The following is a 16,863-nucleotide window of genomic DNA, read 5'->3' as shown; positions in this document are numbered from 1 at the left end:
CAGCGTTCAATCTGAGCCATGATCAAACTCTTCAATTTAAAGTTTGATGCTCAAAGAAATTATTCTGTTATTCGTAAATGAATTTTCAGTGTCACTCTTCAAGACTTGATACTACAAAGTTTTTTGTGATATCAATCCTGCGAGTGCCCACACAGATTGTCTGATAAATTGTTAAAGAGCATTGCGAATCAACGTTTTAACTCGTTGTCGCGAGGTGGCGTATATTACTCGCTTCACCTCAGGAGTCAATCATTATTTATGATTTTTTCTCCTGGACCGAATCGCTTCAGTCCCTGTCACCGCGCTGCGTAACTCGCTTTGCCGTGTCAGTGGATGCGCATTATAGGGAGTTCCGCTCAGAGCGCAAGGGATTATTTAAACTTTTTTGCTGAGTGGTGATTATTGAATCATTCCGACTAAAAACAGAACAAAAAGGCCTGGAAATTCACATTTCCAGGCCTTTATTAGACAATATCTACTATTGCTGGGCGGTAATCACCCCGTCTACGACACCTAATTTTATAGTCGTACCGGGTAAAAGTTTCCCAGAAAGGATCTGTTGGGCTAGCGGGTTTTCAATCTCTTGCTGTATCGCACGCTTCAATGGACGCGCACCATAGATAGGATCGAAACCAACTTCACCTAACAGTTTTAACGCCTCATCAGAAATCTCAACCGAATAACCACGTTCTTCTAACCGCTTATAAAGACGTTGCAACTGAATTTCAGCAATTTGCGCAATGTGCTCATGACTCAGTGGATGGAACACGACCACTTCATCTATACGGTTGATGAACTCTGGACGGAAGTGATGCCCTACTACGTCCATTACCACGCCTTTCATTTGACCGTAGTCCAGCTCGCCAAACTTATCTTGGATTAAATCGGATCCCAAGTTGGACGTCATAATGATGACGGTATTACGGAAGTCCACCGTCCGGCCCTGCCCATCCGTTAATCGTCCATCATCCAACACTTGCAGCAGTATATTGAAGACGTCAGGGTGTGCTTTCTCTACTTCATCTAACAAGATGACAGAATAAGGGCGTCTACGTACCGCTTCGGTTAAGTAGCCCCCTTCTTCATAGCCGACATATCCCGGAGGAGCACCGACCAACCTAGACACCGAATGTTTCTCCATAAACTCGGACATATCGATTCGTACCATTGCCTCATCGCTGTCAAAGAGAAAATCGGCAAGAGATTTACAGAGTTCTGTTTTACCGACCCCTGTTGGTCCTAAGAATAAAAAGGACCCCACCGGACGGTTTGGATCAGCAAGCCCTGCTCGGCTACGGCGTATTGCATTAGCCACTGCATCGACGGCTTCATCTTGTCCGATCACTCGGTCATGTAGCGTCTCTTCCATCCGCAAGAGTTTCTCTCGCTCCCCTTCCATCATGCGTGCGACAGGGATCCCCGTCCAACGCGCCAGCACGTCTGCAATCTCAACATCCGTAACTCTGTTACGTAGCATCTTCATTTGCTGCGTTTCAGACTGTGTAGCTTGGGCCAGTTGTTTCTCTAACTCAGGAATTTTCCCGTATTGCAGCTCAGACATTTGGCCAAGATCGCCATTGCGTCGCGCTTGCTCCATGCTGATACGAGCCAGCTCTAACTCAGATTTAATATGTTGCGTACCAGTGAGGGATGCTTTCTCAGCTTTCCACTCTTCTTCTAGCTCCGCATAGCTTTGCTCTTTCTGTTCAAGTTCAGTTTCAAGCATCGCTAACCGTTTGACGCTAGCATCGTCCGTCTCTTTCTTTAGGGCTTGTTGCTCTAACTTAAGTTGGATAATTCTGCGTTCGAGGCGGTCCAAGGGTTCTGGTTTAGAATCAATTTGCATACGGATACTCGACGCCGCCTCATCGATAAGGTCGATGGCTTTATCGGGTAACTGGCGATCCGCAATATAGCGGTGTGACAATTGCGCGGCTGCGACGATTGCTGGGTCAGTAATTTGCACATGGTGATGCAACTCATAACGTTCCTTCAGCCCACGAAGAATCGCGATGGTATCTTCTACGCTTGGCTCGGCGACCAGTACTTTTTGGAAGCGACGTTCAAGCGCTGCATCTTTTTCTATATATTGACGGTATTCATCTAAGGTAGACGCGCCCACACAGTGCAACTCGCCACGCGCTAAGGCCGGCTTGAGCATATTGCCAGCATCCATTGCACCATCGGCTTTACCTGCTCCAACCATGGTGTGGATTTCGTCGATAAAAAGAATGACATTACCGTCCTGTTTCGACAGATCATTCAGCACAGCTTTAAGCCGCTCTTCAAACTCCCCCCGAAACTTGGCACCGGCCACCAGCGCTCCCATGTCTAAGGCTAAGACACGTCGACCTTTAAGGCCCTCTGGAACTTCGCCATTAATAATACGTTGCGCTAAGCCTTCAACGATTGCAGTTTTACCTACCCCCGGCTCACCAATTAACACTGGGTTATTTTTAGTACGGCGTTGAAGCACTTGGATAGTACGTCTAATCTCTTCATCACGACCAATAACGGGATCGAGTTTGCCTGACTCAGCACGTTCGGTCAGATCAATGGTATATTTTTTAAGTGCTTGGCGTTGGTCTTCTGCCCCTTGGTCGTTCACACCCTCTCCTCCTCGAAGTTGATCGATAGCGTTTGCCAGTTTTTCACTGGTTAACCCTGCTAATTTCAATAAATCACTGACGCCCCCACGGGAGTCAAATGCCGCGAGGAGAAAAAGCTCTGATGAGATATAACTATCTCCGCGTTTCTGAGCCAGTTTATCGCAAAGATTTAATACTCGGATGAGTTCCGCCGAGGGCTGAACATCGCCATCACTCCCCTCGACTTTCGCAAGACGCGCCAAGGCCTGAGATAACTGAGCTTGAAGCTGAGAAACCTCTACCCCACAAGAAACGAGTAACGGACGAATCGAACCACCTTCTTGCGCTAATAATGCAGAAAAGAGATGGATGGGTTCAATGAATTGATTATCGCTGCCTAGTGCCAATGATTGGGCATCAGCTAGGGCTTGTTGAAATTTATTAGTAAGACGATCCAGACGCATAATTCCTCCACAAAGGTCAACATGCTATTGACTATAAAATGGAGGTGATTATGAAAAATTCAAGAGGAAAAACCGTAAAAAATTGCTGAAATTTTACCCTCAACAACTGAAATAGACTGATTACTCCGCAATCCAAATAAGCGAAGCCATACGACCTGTTTGCCCATCTCGGCGATAAGAGAAGAAATGCTCAGCCTCTGAAAAAGTACAGCGTTGAGATTGATGAATAGCTTCTACCCCTGCCCGCTGTAAACGCAATTTAGCTAGCTCTGGTAAATCGGCTAAATACTTGTCGCCATGAGCCACGAAGCACTGCTCGGCAGCGTGTTGGGCCTTGACAAAGGCCTCTCTGACTTCCGCGCCTACTTCAAAAGCCCGAGGACCAATAGCAGGCCCTATCCAGGCAATAATCTCTTCCGGCGGACAATCGAAGGTATTAAGTGTGTTTTCCAGTACGCCGTCACATAACCCTCGCCATCCAGCATGGGCAGCAGCAACCTGGGTACCTTGCCGGTTAGTGAATAAGACCGGTAAACAATCAGCCGTCATCACTACACAGACTTTACCCGCTTCACGCGTGAAGCTGGCGTCGGCATCTGGAACACCGTTAGAAGCCGCCGCCGCAGTCTCGACAACGCGAGCACTATGGATCTGATTCAGCCAAAACGGCTCACTGGGTAGCTGAGCAATCTCGGTGAGTAGGCCACGATTTCTATTTACTGCTTCACGATCATCCCCAACATGGCTCCCAAGGTTAAGCGCGTGCCAGGGGGTATCGCTGACGCCCCCTAAACGGGTCGTTGAGACGGCACGTACCGTTGAAGGCACACTCCAGTTAGGAATAATCAGCGATTCACTCATAGCCAGTCCATTTGATCGCGATGCTCTGCAGTATCAGCTTTCAGTGCGTCAATTAACTCCACCATATCTTGAGGAAGCGGTGCATGCCATTCCATCTGGATACCTGTTATCGGATGATAGAGGCGGAGCATAGTGGCATGCAAAGCTTGGCGATCGAAGCCGCGCAACGCATTAATAAAAGCTTCACTCGATCCTTTAGGTGGGCGAGGACGACCGCCATAAAGCGGATCACCCACTAACGAATGGCCGATATGCGCCATGTGCACGCGGATTTGGTGCGTTCTGCCCGTTTCCAAACGCAAACGAAGACGCGTATGCGCCCGGAAATGCTCCATAATTCGGTAATGCGTCACTGCCGGTTTGCCCATCGGATGAACCGCCATATGCGTACGCTTAGTGGAGTGACGAGATATTGCCTCATCCACAGTACCTCCTGCTGTCATGGTACCGATCGCTACCGCTTCATATTCACGGGTAATTTCTCGCCGTTGAAGGCAGTCAACCAAGTGAGTTTGTGCTGGCACGGTCTTGGCAACCACCATTAATCCTGTGGTATCCTTATCGAGGCGATGTACAATACCCGCTCTCGGGACATCAGCGATGGCCGGATAGTGGTAAAGCAGCGCATTCAGAATGGTTTTATCCGGATTACCAGCGCCTGGGTGCACAACTAAATCGCGTGGTTTATTGATGACAAGAATATCATCATCTTCGTAGACGATGTTGAGGGGAATATTTTGGGGTTCCCAACGCGCTTCTTCTTCAATTTCTGCGCTGATGACTATTTTCTCGCCACCCAATACTTTTTCTTTGGGTTTATCGGCAACCGTTCCATTGATGGTGACTCTGCCCTGTAAAATCCATTCTTTTATACGAGAACGTGAATAATCAGGGAACAATTCAGCCAAAGACTGATCTAAGCGTTGTCCCAATTGTTCTAGGGAGATGGTTGCAGCGAGTTCTACTTGTTGTGCCATATAAGGTTCTTCGTTAACGTTGGGTTTTTCCGGCAAAGCCGTTTAAGATAATGTGCTATCTTAGCTGATAAACAATGGAAGCCGCATATAAATGCTTCCAATAAACTTTTGAGGATAATCAATTCGTCATGATGCGTATGAAATATCTTGTGGCGCTCGCCACGCTTAGCTTAGCTCTGGTCGGATGTTCCGGATCTAAAGATGTCGTTCCTGACAATCCTCCTTCGCAGATTTATGCTACGGCTCAGCAAAAAATGCAAGATGGGAACTTCAGAGGCGCCATCAGCCAGTTAGAAGCGCTGGACAACCGTTACCCTTTTGGTCCGTATTCGCAACAGGTACAGCTCGATCTGATCTATGCCTATTACAAGAATGACGATATGTCAATGGCGCAAGCGACTATTTCACGCTTCATTCGTTTAAATCCGACCCACCCTAACATCGACTATGTTATGTATATGCAAGGGCTAACGGATATGGCGCTTGATCAATCTGCTCTACAACACTTCTTCGGTATCGACCGTTCGGATCGCGATCCGTCAAATGCCCGTCAAGCTTTCAAAGACTTTTCACAACTGGTACAGAGCTATCCGAACAGCCAATATGCACCTGACGCACAAAAACGTTTAGTCGCGCTAAAGGATCGTTTATCGACGTATCAATTATCTGTTGTGAAATTCTACACTAAACGTGGGGCTTATGTCGCGGTTGTTAATCGTGCCAAAGAGATGTTGAGCGATTATCCCGATACGGCTTCAACACGCCAAGCGCTTCCTTACATGGAAAATGCCTACCGTAAACTTCAGCTAAACGTTGAAGCAGATAAGGTAGCAAAATTAATCGCATCAAATAACGCAAAATAGTAGCCCCTATTCTGCTTACCGACCAGTCACGCTCAGTGGCTGGTTTTTTTTATCGCTTTATCCCCCCTATCACTTACCCGATTAAAACAATTGAAAAGGCAATTTCCACGTAATACTCTCATTGCCATCCCATAAAAAATAGAATCGCATGTCGACGACACTGCCCATTAATTTTGAAACGCGTCCAATAATCCCCCTCGCTCATGATTACTCTCATGGCGAAAGTGAACCTTGGCATCAACATCGCTGCGCTCAATTACTTTATAGCTTAAGCGGCGTAGTCAGCGTCCATACCGCGCAAGGGTGTTGGATCATCCCTCCTAGTCGCGAGGTGTGGTTGCCTGCTGGGGTTGTTCACCAGTTAACGATTACCGCGCAAGTTGCTGCCAGAACATTATTTGTGGATCCTTTCGCCCGAGCTGATTTACCCACGGTGTGCCAAGTGGTGCAAGTCTCACCACTGTTAAGGGAGCTCATTATCGCAGCACTCGACCTCCCCGATCGCTACGCACCAAACAGCCGAGCAGAGAGAGTGTATGAACTTATCCTAGATGAAATACGCGGCATGTCAGTGCTCCCCTTCAATCTCCCTGAACCCGTCTCCTCTGTGCTCAAGAACCTATGCATGCTTGTGCGTGACGATTTAGCGAAACCCTGGACAACCTCTGAGGCAGCGACTTTGATTAACCTCAGTGAGCACACGCTATTAAGGCATTTTCGACAGGAAATAGGCTTTTCTTTTAGTGAATGGGTAAGGCGGGCGAAGTTAATGGAGGCGATGAAACGTCTTGCACAGGGCCAATCTGTATTAAGAGTGGCCCTCGCTTTAGGCCATGAAAGTCAAAGCGCTTTTAGCACAGTGTTTCGCCGACGGTTAGGGATGCCTCCTAGCCATTATTTCCATCTATCGTGACGCTGGGGAGTGTATTAAGTAGCACCTGTATAGACGCTCTAGCGATATCGCTATCGACACTCACTCCCCAATGGCTCTCCTTACCTTGGCTCGCGCAAAGAATGTAGGCTGCAGAACGGCTTTCATTTTTCCTTCCCAATGTATGTCTTGAATCGTTAGCGGTTCCCCCACATAAGACGTTATTGCATTAGCCGCTGCAGACAAAAGTCCATTCCCCTCCCCCTTTAACATTAGGGTTCGCTTGGGCGTTTTAACCTGAGCATGGAACAGAATTCGGTTATCATTTAAGCTTTCTGTTCGATAATCCAATAACTGATGTGTGGCCTGCTCGTGGGGACCGTAAAGTTGACGAAAGAGTTGCCATACCTGCGCTAAGGTTATTTCACGGCCGCTCTGGTCGGTAATCGTTTGTACATGTCGACTGAAGACTTGCTGTAAAGCTCGGGGGAGCTTTAACCCATGATTCTGTTCTAACATCCATGCCGTACCACTTTTACCCGATTGGCTATTCACACGGATGACAGCCTCATAATGACATCCTATGTCATTAGGGTCGATTCAGTTTCCCATAAGAGATTCGTCGCATGCTCACGCGCGGTGAAACCTTTTCTGGATCGCATCTTGATGCGATCCAGAAAAAGCCGTAAACGCCAGTTTTCCCGCATAAGGATGCCGTGGATGAACTGGAAGTTGATTGTATTCCTCTACTTGCTCGACGATATTGGTCATATCACTAAAATCAAGCTGAGGCGAGATCCCTTGGCTATAAAGATTCATCGCTAAGGTCACTAAACAGAGATTCCCCGTTCGCTCCCCATTACCAAAAAGACAGCCTTCAACCCTTTCAGCTCCTGCAAGTAAAGCCAGTTCTGCGCTCGCCACGCCGCACCCTTGGTCATTATGAGGGTGGACACGGATACATAACGACTCACGGTAGATAAAATGACGACAAAAATATTCGATTTGATCGGCCTAGACATTAGGGATATTGACCTCAACGGTACTGGGTAAATTAATAATCATTGGCCGCTCGAGTGATGGCTGCCAAACCTTTGCCACGGCTTGACAGATCTCCAGCGCAAAATCTGGCTCGGTAAAGCAGAATGTTTCAGGTGAGTATTGATAGGTCCAATGCGTATCGGGATTAGCCTCACAATAACGACGGATTTGCTCACTTCCCGCGACCGCCAACGCAATAATTTCTTGTTTACTCTGCTGGAAGACTAGGCGTCGGAATAGAGGTGCCGTGGCATTGTAGAGATGAATCGTGGCCCGTCTAGCTCCTCTTAACGCTGCAAATGTCCGCTCAATGAGATCGGCCCTAGCTTGAGTAATCACTTGAATGGTGACATCTTGTGGGGTCCGTTGCTCTTCAATCAATTGCCGCAGGAATTGAAAGTCGGTATTGGATGCCTCAGGAAAGGCGACGTCGATTTCTTTAAAGCCACAGGCTAAGAGCAAGTCCCAAAACTTTAGTTTACGCTCGACACTCATAGGCTCAGCTAACGCTTGGTTACCGTCTCGTAAATCTGTAGAGATCCAGCGTGGAGGTTGCGTTAATTGTTTATTAGGCCAGGTTCTATCCGCTAAGGCGATAACGGGAAAGGGCTTATATTTGGTTGAGGGGGCTAACAGCATGATATTTCCTTACTGAGGATAAAAAGACTATCCTAGCGATACCTCTTTCCCTGTGACTCATGCATAAGTGACAACCTCATGCTTGAAACGGACAGCGCAGTGCCTAACACTGATCTTTTGGCCCGCACTGACTGACAATAATTTTCCCCCTCTCAACCAACAGGTAGCTGAAAATGGGCTGTTTGACTAATTATTTTTTCTCTCGCAATAATGTGATCTAGATCACGTTATTGCTATGCATAGTCGGTATTCTGGATGCTCGTACCCTGGCAATGACGAAGAGAGGTAAAATGATGATCAACATCACCAGCAAGCAAATGGATATTACCCCGGCAATCCGTAGTCATATTGAAGAGCGGTTTGCAAAGCTAGAGAAGTGGCAAACCCAGCTGATAAATCCTCACGTAGTCCTCTCTAAAGAACCTAAAGAGTTTGTTGCCGATGCAACACTCAATACGCCCAACGGTACCCTCGTTGCTACCGCGAAAAACGACGATATGTATGTCGCAGTAAACGAACTCATTTCTAAACTCGAACGCCAACTCAATAAGGTTCAGCACAAGGCTGAAGCACGGCGTGCAAACGGTAGCGTTAAAGATATTATTCCTGCCGAATCCTAATGTCACCGCGCACCCATCGGGTGCGCGGTTTTAGGTTGACGCGCGGGATCGCAAACGCTACTCTCTGAGTTCAACCCTACTGAGAAAAAATGACATGCACTATAACCTGTTCTTCTTTTCATTTTTTTTTAGCTCCCCCTACCAGGGAAGCCGCTTCGACTAGAATGAATGAAAAGACGAACAAAAGGCCTCCCCTCCGGGAGGCTTTTTTTTTGAAAAAATAAAAAACAAAAGGACAGACTATGACCCCTTACGCTTCGCTTGACGAATTGCGGCATGACATTAGTGAACTGGATAGCCGTTTACTCACTCTACTCGCTAAACGTCGTGAGCTTGCTGTTGCGGTGGGCAACTATAAGTTACAAACCCAGCGTCCTGTACGTGATGTGACCCGCGAAAAACAGCTTCTGGAAGAACTGATCGAACAAGGCAAAACGCTCTCTCTTGACAGTCACTATATTACGCGCCTTTTTCAGCTGGTTATTGAAGACTCGGTACTGATTCAACAAGCTTTACTCCAAAAAGCGCTCAATGACTCTCAGCAACAAGCGGTTCGCGTCGCGTTCTTAGGCCCTAAGGGCTCTTATTCGCACCTCGCCGCACGAAGCTACGCTTCACATCATTTTGACCAAATGATCGAAGTCGGCTGCAGTAAATTTCAAGATATTGTTAATCAAGTGGAGAAGGGATTAGCTGACTATGCCGTGCTTCCCTTAGAGAATACGAGTTCTGGTTCGATTAACGACGTCTACGATTTGCTTCAGAATACTGGGCTACATATTGTAGGAGAAATGACATTACCGATTAATCACTGCCTGTTGGTTTCTGCAGAAACCTCTCTTGAGGCCATCACTACCGTCTATAGCCATCCTCAACCTTTCCAACAATGTAGCCAGTATTTGAATCATTATCCGCATTGGAAAATTAACTATACCGAAAGCACTGCCGCTGCAATGGAAACCGTTGCGAGCTTAAACGACCCTTCTGTCGCGGCACTCGGTAGTGAGGCCGGGGGACAACTCTATCAGCTACAAGCGATAGAGCGTCAACTCGCCAACCAATCGCAAAATATTACCCGTTTTATCGTCCTAGCCCGTAAACCGGTGAAAGTGTCAGAACAAGTTCCCGCGAAAACCACCTTATTAATGGCAACCGGGCAACAAGCCGGTGCATTAGTCGACGCATTATGGGTCTTAAGACAACATGATATTGTGATGACTAAATTAGAATCTCGCCCCATTAACGGTAACCCTTGGGAAGAGATGTTTTACATCGATGTTCAAGCTAATAGCAGTGATCCGGCTATGCAATCTGCCCTGCAACAGCTTACTGAACTTACCCGCTACTTAAAGGTGCTTGGTTGTTATCCGAGCGAAACAGTGACCGCCGTAATACCTTAAAAAAAAGCACCACGGTAAACGTGGTGCTTAACATTAGTAGGTTGGCGAATTACTTGCGATTATCGTTCGCCGACCGGAGTAGAGAGCGACTTTCTGTCATAAACGTCTTGGCATAATCACCAAACCAAGTTTGAACCCCAGCAAAACTTTTTATGAAAGAGGCTTTATCGCCACGTTCGAGTTGAGCTAGCGCCTCACCAAAGCGAGTATAATAACGCTTAATTAAGGCAATGTTGTTTGGCGACGACATAATAATATCAGCGTATAATTGTGCATCTTGAGCAAATAGGCGACCTACCATTGCTAATTCTAGTCGGTAGATAGGTGAGGAAAGTGCCAGTAATTGTTTAAGATCGACATTCTCTTCTGACAAATGCAATCCATAGGCGAAGGTCGCAAAGTGTCGGAGTGCTTGGATAAACGCCATGTTTTGGTCATGCTCTTCCGCCGTGGCAGAATGTAGCCTTGCCCCCCATACCTCTATTTGCTGCAGAAACCACTGGTAAGCTTCAGGAGATCGGCCATCACACCACACCACCACTTGTTTAGCCAAGCTACCACTATCTGGCCCAAACATCGGGTGCAAACCTAGTACCGGACCATTATGTGCCGCCATCATTGCATCTAATGGCGCTTTCTTAACTGAGCACAAGTCCACTAATATACAATCATCCGGTAGGGTTGGTAGCTGTTGGATGACCTGTTCAGTTAAATGAATAGGTACGCTAACAATCACCATCCCCGCATCGCTGACCAGCGAAGCCGCTTGGTCCCACTCTTCCTTATCGAGTAAACGGACTTGGTAACCTGAAAGCGTTAACATACGCTCGAACAAGCGACCCATTTTCCCTTTACCCCCAACGATAACGATAGGTCGCATTGCTGGATTGAGCGTCTTAAACCCTTTATCATTTTCACTGGCGTAAGACTCCCGCATCACTCTACGTAAAACATCTTCGATTAAATCGGCAGGGATCCCGGCAGCTTCTGCTTCCGCACGTCGTGAAGCTAACATCGATGCCTCACGCTCTGGTACATAGATCGGCAGCCCATGCTGGCTTTTGACTTCTCCAACTTCCGCCACCAGTTGCATACGTTGTGCAAGCAAGGCCAGTAATGCTTTATCTGTTTCATCGATTTTATCGCGTAGTGCGTTCAGTTCTGCAACCATTACCCTATCTACCCTTCCACTGTACTTGAGGTGATCATAGCATTCATTGCGCTCGCCAGTTTCTTTAATAACTGCTCAGTTGACTGCCAGTTAATACAGGCGTCGGTAACGGATACGCCATATTGCATCTCAGCGCGCGGCAACTCTGAAGATTGGCTCCCCTCGAATAAGTGACTCTCTAACATAATGCCAGTGATAGAACGGTTTCCGGCTTGTAATAGCTGTAATACGCTATTGGCCACCACCGTTTGCCGACGATAATCCTTATTGGAATTACCATGACTGCAATCGATCATTAAAGAAGGACGCAGACCCGCCTTAGCCATTTCAGCCTCGCACTGGGCAATATCTTCAGGATGGTAATTTGGCGTCTTACCACCACGCAGAATCACATGCCCATCCCCATTGCCTTGAGTTTGTAATAGACACACCTGACCTTGTTGATTGATCCCGACAAAACGGTGCGGCATCGCGGCGGCACGCATAGCGTTAATCGCCGTCCCTAAGCTACCATCTGTACCGTTTTTAAACCCAACTGGCATAGATAACCCCGATGCCATTTCGCGGTGGGTTTGCGATTCAGTGGTCCGAGCCCCAATCGCTGACCAACTGAATAAGTCACCCAGGAACTGTGGCGAATTAGGATCTAAGGCCTCGGTTGCCAGAGGGAGTCCCATAGACACCAGCTCAACTAATAATTGACGTGCCAACTTCAATCCCTGCTCGATATCAAATGAGCCATCCATATGCGGGTCGTTAATTAACCCTTTCCACCCCACGGTGGTACGCGGCTTTTCAAAATAAACACGCATTACTAAGTAAAGGGAATCACTGACCTCTTCAGCTAATTTCTTGTAAAGCGCCGCATACTCTAAAGCCGCTTGCGGATCATGAATTGAACATGGGCCACACACGACTAGAAGACGAGGATCTCGACCGGCAATAATATCAGCAATTGTTTGGCGGGAATCTTGGATTTGCTGCTGCTGATCGGCAGTCAGTGGGAACAACTCTTTTAGTTCTGCCGGGGTCATCATTACTGACTCATCCGCGATATGAACATTATTTAAGGCATCTTTCTGCATAACGTTACCTGACTAAAATAGGGGGGTCTCGGCGACCAATACCCTTACCATACCACAAAAAGTAAACCTTTCAATCCAATTATTATTTACATGTAATGATATGTTTACATATATCAAGTATAAATCACCCTGTTACTAGGGGTTGTAATGTATTCTATACACCCATCATCGGAGATAAAAAAAGGCCCGAGTCATCTCGGGCCTAACAAATTAATTATTGAGGATAAGAGAGGTGATTACGCCAGTGGCGACGGCGATCAGTACGTAGTTACCATTAATATTCGCCCACCGATGCCCGGGAGGTGGTGAGCCTAATCCGTGCCGGTGCCAGTCGTTAACCCAATATCGATTTTGATAGTATTGATGGGGGTATCGTCCGCCCGGTCTAAAGTGATGGCCGCCATAGAAAAAGTCTCTTCTATCATAACGCGGTCGATGATAAGAGTACCTGTCATGATCACGGTGATCATCACGCCAGTCGTGACGGTCATGCCACCGTGGCCCTGGATGGCCATGACGGTCCCAGTGATCATGATGATGATCATGGGCATAGGCCATAACCATCGGGTTTAAGGTTAACCATATCATCGCTAACACTAGAGGTCTTTTACGCATAACTTCTCGCTCGAGCCAAAATATTAGTAGAATTATGCGTAATACCTTACCGCTAACCATCAAGATTACTCTTGATTCGTATCAGGAGAGTATGTCCAAAGTTATCAAAAAGCGTATTTTCTTAACGAAACCTTAGCATTAGCTACGTAACGTATTTTGTCCCCAACAGATCCACTTATAGGTCGTCAACGCTTCTAACCCCATTGGTCCCCTCGCATGCAATTTCTGGGTGCTGACCGCCACTTCGGCGCCTAAGCCAAATTGCCCACCATCGGTAAAGCGAGTGCTAGCATTGACGTACACCACCGCCGAGTCGACTTGGTTAACAAACTCTTGGGCATTCTGGTAACGTTCTGTCAAGATACCATCTGAATGTTGCGTACCGTACTCACGGATATGTTCAACCGCCGAGCGTAGGTCTGTTACCGCTTTGATATTCAGGTCAAGGGATAGCCATTCATCGCGGTAAGAGGCTTCAGTGGCTTGCGCAAATCCTTTATCTTTCAGGGCTGGATGTGATAACAGTTGCTGATCAACATGCAGGCTAATCCCTTCCTGGGCCATACGGGCCACAAATTTGGGTAGGAAGAGTTCGAGCTGCGAACGATGAATCAAGAGTGTTTCTAGAGAATTACAAGCACTCGGGCGCTGTTTCTTAGCATTGACGATCACATCAAGGGCTTGTTCAGTATCCATCGTTTCATCGATATAAAGATGACAGACACCTATTCCGCCCGTAATCACGGGGATTGTCGAGTGCTCGCGGCACAGCTTATGTAAGCTTGCTCCGCCCCGCGGAATCAACATATCGACATATTTATCTAGCTTCAACAATTGGCTTACCCATTGGCGATCGGGATCGTCAATCGCTTGAACGGCATCAATGGGCAAACCATGCTGTGCTAGCGCTTTACGAATAACGTTAACGGTTTGCGAGTTAGTACGATAGGTTTCTTTTCCGCCACGAAGAATCGCCGCATTACCTGTTTTCAAACACAGCGTTGCCACGTCGATCGTCACATTCGGACGAGCCTCATAGATAATCGCGACCACCCCTAGCGGTACTCGGCGTCGCTCGATTTTCAAACCGCTGTCTAACTCCCCACCGTCGATCACTTGGCCAATAGGGTCACTAAGCTGGCAAACTTTACGCACATCATTAGCAATATCCGATAACCTTTCGACGGTCAGCGTCAAACGATCAATTAACGCTGGCGAGAGGCCTTGTTCAACGGCATCTGCCACATCTAATTGATTAGCGGCTAAAATATCAGGCGCATTACTCGTGAGTTGATCAGCAATAGTCATCAATAGCTGATTTTTTTCTTGCGCAGTTAGCGTGGCAAGTTGATAAGCAGCCGCCTTGGCACGCTGCCCCATAAGTTCTATATTCATCTCGACTTATCCTACAATCATATCATCACGATGCACGGCAACTGCACCGTACTCATAGCCCAAAATTTCACTGATAGATTGGCTATGTTTTCCGGCAATCATACGTAAAGCATCACTGTTGTAGCGTGAAACGCCATGCGCAATATCATTACCTTGAGGATCGCGAATTGCGATAACTTCCCCGCGAGAGAAATTACCCGTAATTTCAGTGATTCCTTTCGGCAGTAATGAACTCCCCCGCTCAAGTAATGCGGTCAATGCACCGGCATCAATGACTGCCGAACCTGCGGGTGACGCACCAAAAATCCAGTGCTTGCGGCTTTCAAGGCGATGTTCTTGCGCATGGAACAAGGTTCCGGCTTTCTGGCCATGTAATAATCGATGGATTACAATGGGTTGGTCGCCGGGAGCGATAATGACATCAATACCCGCTCGACAGGCTACTTCTGCCGCCTGTAACTTGGTTGCCATGCCTCCGGTTCCCAGTCCAGAAACACTGCCTCCCGCCATCATTTTTAACGAGTCATCGATCTGATAAACATCCTCAATTAGTGTTGCATCAGGATCATAACGAGGGTCGGCGGTAAAAAGACCTTGTTGATCGGTCAAAAGGAGGAGCTTGTCGGCATCAGAGAGTATTGCCGCAAGAGCGGACAGATTGTCATTATCCCCGACTTTGATTTCTGCCGTGGCAACGGCATCATTCTCATTGATGACCGGAAGGATACGCTGATCTAATAGTGCATGCAGCATGTCGCGGGCGTTAAGAAAACGTTCTCTGTCTTCCATGTCCGCTCGGGTGATGAGCATTTGACCAATATGGATACCATAGATGGCAAATAGCTGTTCCCATAACTGGATCAGACGACACTGACCCACCGCTGCAAGCAGTTGTTTAGACGCGATGGTGGGGGGCAGTTCGGGATAATTCAGATGCTCTCTACCTGCCGCGATAGCACCAGAGGTCACGACCACGATACGATGACCGTCATTCATGGCTTGTGCGCATTGCCGCACAATTTCAACCATTCTTGCGCGATTCAATTGACGAGATCCGCCAGTGAGTACACTGGTCCCTAATTTGACCACTAAGGTCTGACTGCCACTCATATTTCCTGCCACCTAAATGTTTAAATAAGTTCACAGTTGTATCAGGACAGCTAGAGCTTGCCAATAGCTATCCTTATGCTTAACGTAACTTAATCCAAAAAGGGGCAGCTAAGATGATTAAAACGACAACGAAGGTTCGAAATTACTCGCAGGAATAAGTGGCGCATTTAATTCGTTCATCAGTGCTTCGAGGCGTGGGAAGAATTTTTGCAGACTAGCTTCCGCCTCTTGTCGATCAACATCGCGTTTAATTTCAACGGGTACCCATTGGCCTGCTTTATCATACAAACCAAAATCGAAACGATAGTCGAAGTGAGTCTCTTGTGCTTCTAATACTAGCCACCATCCCCAAAACTCTCTCTTCTCGGGGGCGGGTTTAATATTGGTGCAGACAGCTAAACAGTCGAAGAAAAAACGGTGATCTTGGCATTGGTCCTCGCGCAGATAAGGACCTAGCTCATTAAATTTTACGATATAACGGCCTCTGAAGTGGCCTCCGGGTAATACCATCTGACTACACTCCTATCAGCGTTCATTGTTATCAGTGTTACTTTTAGCAGACTTACTATTAAATGAAAATGATAAAAAAAAACAGCACCCTCGGGTGCTGTTTTTTCCATCAATTCTTAACTAGCGGTGGAATAAAGGTGATGCCCATATCCCATGGCTGTTCGATCCAAGTATCCTGAGGAATATCAACAACGTAATCATCAACTAATGGGCGACCTGCTGGCTTAGCAAAGATCGTTACAAAGCGCGCTTTGTGATACATCTCGCGGACAACTTTCGCAGTCCCGCCGGTGTCCACCAGGTCATCAATCACGATAAACCCTTCACCATCGCCTTCCGCGCGTTTCAAAATTTTCATTTCACGTTGATGGTCATGGTCGTAGCTTGAGATGCATACTGTATCGACATGGCGAATACCCAGTTCACGTGCTAGTAAGGCCGCAGGAACCAATCCACCCCGGCTCACCGCGATGATGCCTTTCCACTGTTCAACTGGCAGTAATTTCTCAGCCAACTGACGGGCGTGAATTTGCAACATATCCCAAGTAACTACGTATTTTTGACTCATAATAATCAGGCTCCGACCAACAGAGTTGGTCTGGTGAATGGACAAACGAAAAAAAGTTTGCGCGTGATTATAGGGATAACGTCAG

14 protein-coding genes, 1 pseudogene and 1 other annotated feature are annotated in these 16,863 nt (G+C 47.3%); of the genes and pseudogenes, 4 read left to right on the top strand and 11 right to left on the bottom strand.

All coding sequences use genetic code 11. From position 1 onward, the window contains the following. Positions 1–478: 478 nt before the first annotated feature. The 3 genes from clpB to rluD form a co-directional block, all read right to left on the bottom strand. Positions 479–3,052 carry an ATP-dependent chaperone ClpB gene (gene clpB, locus BMX14_RS15300; protein ID WP_092678266.1) on the bottom strand — a complete coding sequence of 858 codons (2,574 nt, stop codon included), beginning with the start codon at positions 3,050–3,052 and terminating at the stop codon, positions 479–481. Positions 3,053–3,172: 120 nt separating this feature from the next. Further along, on the bottom strand, positions 3,173–3,913 hold the full coding sequence (pgeF, locus tag BMX14_RS15295) for a peptidoglycan editing factor PgeF (protein ID WP_092678265.1): 741 nt from the start codon (positions 3,911–3,913) through the stop codon (positions 3,173–3,175). Further along, positions 3,910–4,890, bottom strand: coding sequence for a 23S rRNA pseudouridine(1911/1915/1917) synthase RluD (gene rluD / locus BMX14_RS15290; RefSeq protein WP_092678263.1), 981 nt, complete (start codon positions 4,888–4,890; stop codon positions 3,910–3,912). The genes pgeF and rluD overlap by 4 nt, the downstream gene beginning before the upstream one ends. Before the next feature lie 128 nt (positions 4,891–5,018). On the opposite strand from rluD, the gene bamD reads away from it, so the two are divergent. Then, positions 5,019–5,753, top strand: coding sequence for an outer membrane protein assembly factor BamD (gene bamD, locus BMX14_RS15285; protein WP_092678261.1), 735 nt, complete (start codon positions 5,019–5,021; stop codon positions 5,751–5,753). 148 nt (positions 5,754–5,901) lie between these two features. Beyond that, positions 5,902–6,666 carry an AraC family transcriptional regulator gene (locus BMX14_RS15280; protein WP_092678259.1) on the top strand — a complete coding sequence of 255 codons (765 nt, stop codon included), beginning with the start codon at positions 5,902–5,904 and terminating at the stop codon, positions 6,664–6,666. Here the strand turns inward: BMX14_RS15280 and BMX14_RS15275 are convergent. Continuing rightward, a pseudogene (locus BMX14_RS15275) lies at positions 6,641–8,304 on the bottom strand (2-isopropylmalate synthase). The gene BMX14_RS15280 and the pseudogene BMX14_RS15275 overlap by 26 nt on opposite strands. A 290-nt stretch (positions 8,305–8,594) precedes the next feature. Here BMX14_RS15275 and raiA point away from each other — a divergent pair. Together raiA and pheA are read left to right on the top strand one after the other, a co-directional pair. After that, on the top strand, positions 8,595–8,924 hold the full coding sequence (gene raiA / locus BMX14_RS15270) for a ribosome-associated translation inhibitor RaiA (protein ID WP_092678257.1): 330 nt from the start codon (positions 8,595–8,597) through the stop codon (positions 8,922–8,924). Between the two features lie 93 nt (positions 8,925–9,017). Continuing rightward, positions 9,018–9,138 (top strand) — a sequence feature (Phe leader region). Between the two features lie 28 nt (positions 9,139–9,166). Continuing rightward, entirely contained in the window at positions 9,167–10,324 is a 1,158-nt protein-coding gene (gene pheA / locus BMX14_RS15265; protein WP_092678256.1) for a bifunctional chorismate mutase/prephenate dehydratase, read from the top strand. 49 nt (positions 10,325–10,373) lie between these two features. Here pheA and tyrA read toward each other — a convergent pair whose 3' ends face one another. From tyrA to gpt, 7 genes are all read right to left on the bottom strand, one after another. Continuing rightward, positions 10,374–11,495, bottom strand: a complete 1,122-nt coding sequence (gene tyrA, locus BMX14_RS15260) for a bifunctional chorismate mutase/prephenate dehydrogenase (protein WP_092678254.1) — start codon at positions 11,493–11,495, stop codon at positions 10,374–10,376. Between the two features lie 8 nt (positions 11,496–11,503). Next, on the bottom strand, positions 11,504–12,580 hold the full coding sequence (locus tag BMX14_RS15255) for a 3-deoxy-7-phosphoheptulonate synthase (protein WP_092678252.1): 1,077 nt from the start codon (positions 12,578–12,580) through the stop codon (positions 11,504–11,506). A gap of 210 nt (positions 12,581–12,790) precedes the next feature. Next, on the bottom strand, positions 12,791–13,138 hold the full coding sequence (locus BMX14_RS15250) for an RcnB family protein (RefSeq protein ID WP_230527532.1): 348 nt from the start codon (positions 13,136–13,138) through the stop codon (positions 12,791–12,793). A 195-nt stretch (positions 13,139–13,333) separates the two neighbouring features. Continuing rightward, positions 13,334–14,590: a glutamate-5-semialdehyde dehydrogenase gene (proA, locus tag BMX14_RS15245; RefSeq protein ID WP_092678248.1), complete on the bottom strand. Its 1,257-nt coding sequence runs from the start codon at positions 14,588–14,590 to the stop codon at positions 13,334–13,336. A 6-nt stretch (positions 14,591–14,596) separates the two neighbouring features. Next, on the bottom strand, positions 14,597–15,700 hold the full coding sequence (proB, locus tag BMX14_RS15240; protein ID WP_092678246.1) for a glutamate 5-kinase: 1,104 nt from the start codon (positions 15,698–15,700) through the stop codon (positions 14,597–14,599). A gap of 117 nt (positions 15,701–15,817) precedes the next feature. Next, a complete protein-coding gene (gene crl / locus BMX14_RS15235; RefSeq protein WP_092678245.1) occupies positions 15,818–16,210 on the bottom strand; it encodes a sigma factor-binding protein Crl in 393 nt (130 codons plus the stop codon). Between the two features lie 109 nt (positions 16,211–16,319). Beyond that, complete coding sequence (gene gpt / locus BMX14_RS15230; RefSeq protein ID WP_071431418.1) at positions 16,320–16,778, bottom strand: xanthine phosphoribosyltransferase; 459 nt, start codon at positions 16,776–16,778, stop codon at positions 16,320–16,322. Between the last annotated feature and the right edge of the window lie 85 nt (positions 16,779–16,863).

Source organism: Rosenbergiella nectarea (assembly GCF_900111105.1).
Classification (GTDB): domain Bacteria; phylum Pseudomonadota; class Gammaproteobacteria; order Enterobacterales; family Enterobacteriaceae; genus Rosenbergiella; species Rosenbergiella nectarea.
The sequence above is the reverse complement of the archived record's forward strand: the minus strand, read 5'-3'. Positions and strand labels throughout refer to the sequence as shown.

Coding starts and splice junctions, on each gene's coding strand:
- clpB (WP_092678266.1), bottom strand. CDS start 3,052: ATGCGTCTGGATCGTCTTACTAATAAATTTCAACAAGCCCTAGCTGAT.
- pgeF (WP_092678265.1), bottom strand. CDS start 3,913: ATGAGTGAATCGCTGATTATTCCTAACTGGAGTGTGCCTTCAACGGTA.
- rluD (WP_092678263.1), bottom strand. CDS start 4,890: ATGGCACAACAAGTAGAACTCGCTGCAACCATCTCCCTAGAACAATTG.
- bamD (WP_092678261.1), top strand. CDS start 5,019: ATGATGCGTATGAAATATCTTGTGGCGCTCGCCACGCTTAGCTTAGCT.
- BMX14_RS15280 (WP_092678259.1), top strand. CDS start 5,902: ATGTCGACGACACTGCCCATTAATTTTGAAACGCGTCCAATAATCCCC.
- raiA (WP_092678257.1), top strand. CDS start 8,595: ATGATGATCAACATCACCAGCAAGCAAATGGATATTACCCCGGCAATC.
- pheA (WP_092678256.1), top strand. CDS start 9,167: ATGACCCCTTACGCTTCGCTTGACGAATTGCGGCATGACATTAGTGAA.
- tyrA (WP_092678254.1), bottom strand. CDS start 11,495: ATGGTTGCAGAACTGAACGCACTACGCGATAAAATCGATGAAACAGAT.
- BMX14_RS15255 (WP_092678252.1), bottom strand. CDS start 12,580: ATGCAGAAAGATGCCTTAAATAATGTTCATATCGCGGATGAGTCAGTA.
- BMX14_RS15250 (WP_230527532.1), bottom strand. CDS start 13,138: ATGGCCTATGCCCATGATCATCATCATGATCACTGGGACCGTCATGGC.
- proA (WP_092678248.1), bottom strand. CDS start 14,590: ATGAATATAGAACTTATGGGGCAGCGTGCCAAGGCGGCTGCTTATCAA.
- proB (WP_092678246.1), bottom strand. CDS start 15,700: ATGAGTGGCAGTCAGACCTTAGTGGTCAAATTAGGGACCAGTGTACTC.
- crl (WP_092678245.1), bottom strand. CDS start 16,210: ATGGTATTACCCGGAGGCCACTTCAGAGGCCGTTATATCGTAAAATTT.
- gpt (WP_071431418.1), bottom strand. CDS start 16,778: ATGAGTCAAAAATACGTAGTTACTTGGGATATGTTGCAAATTCACGCC.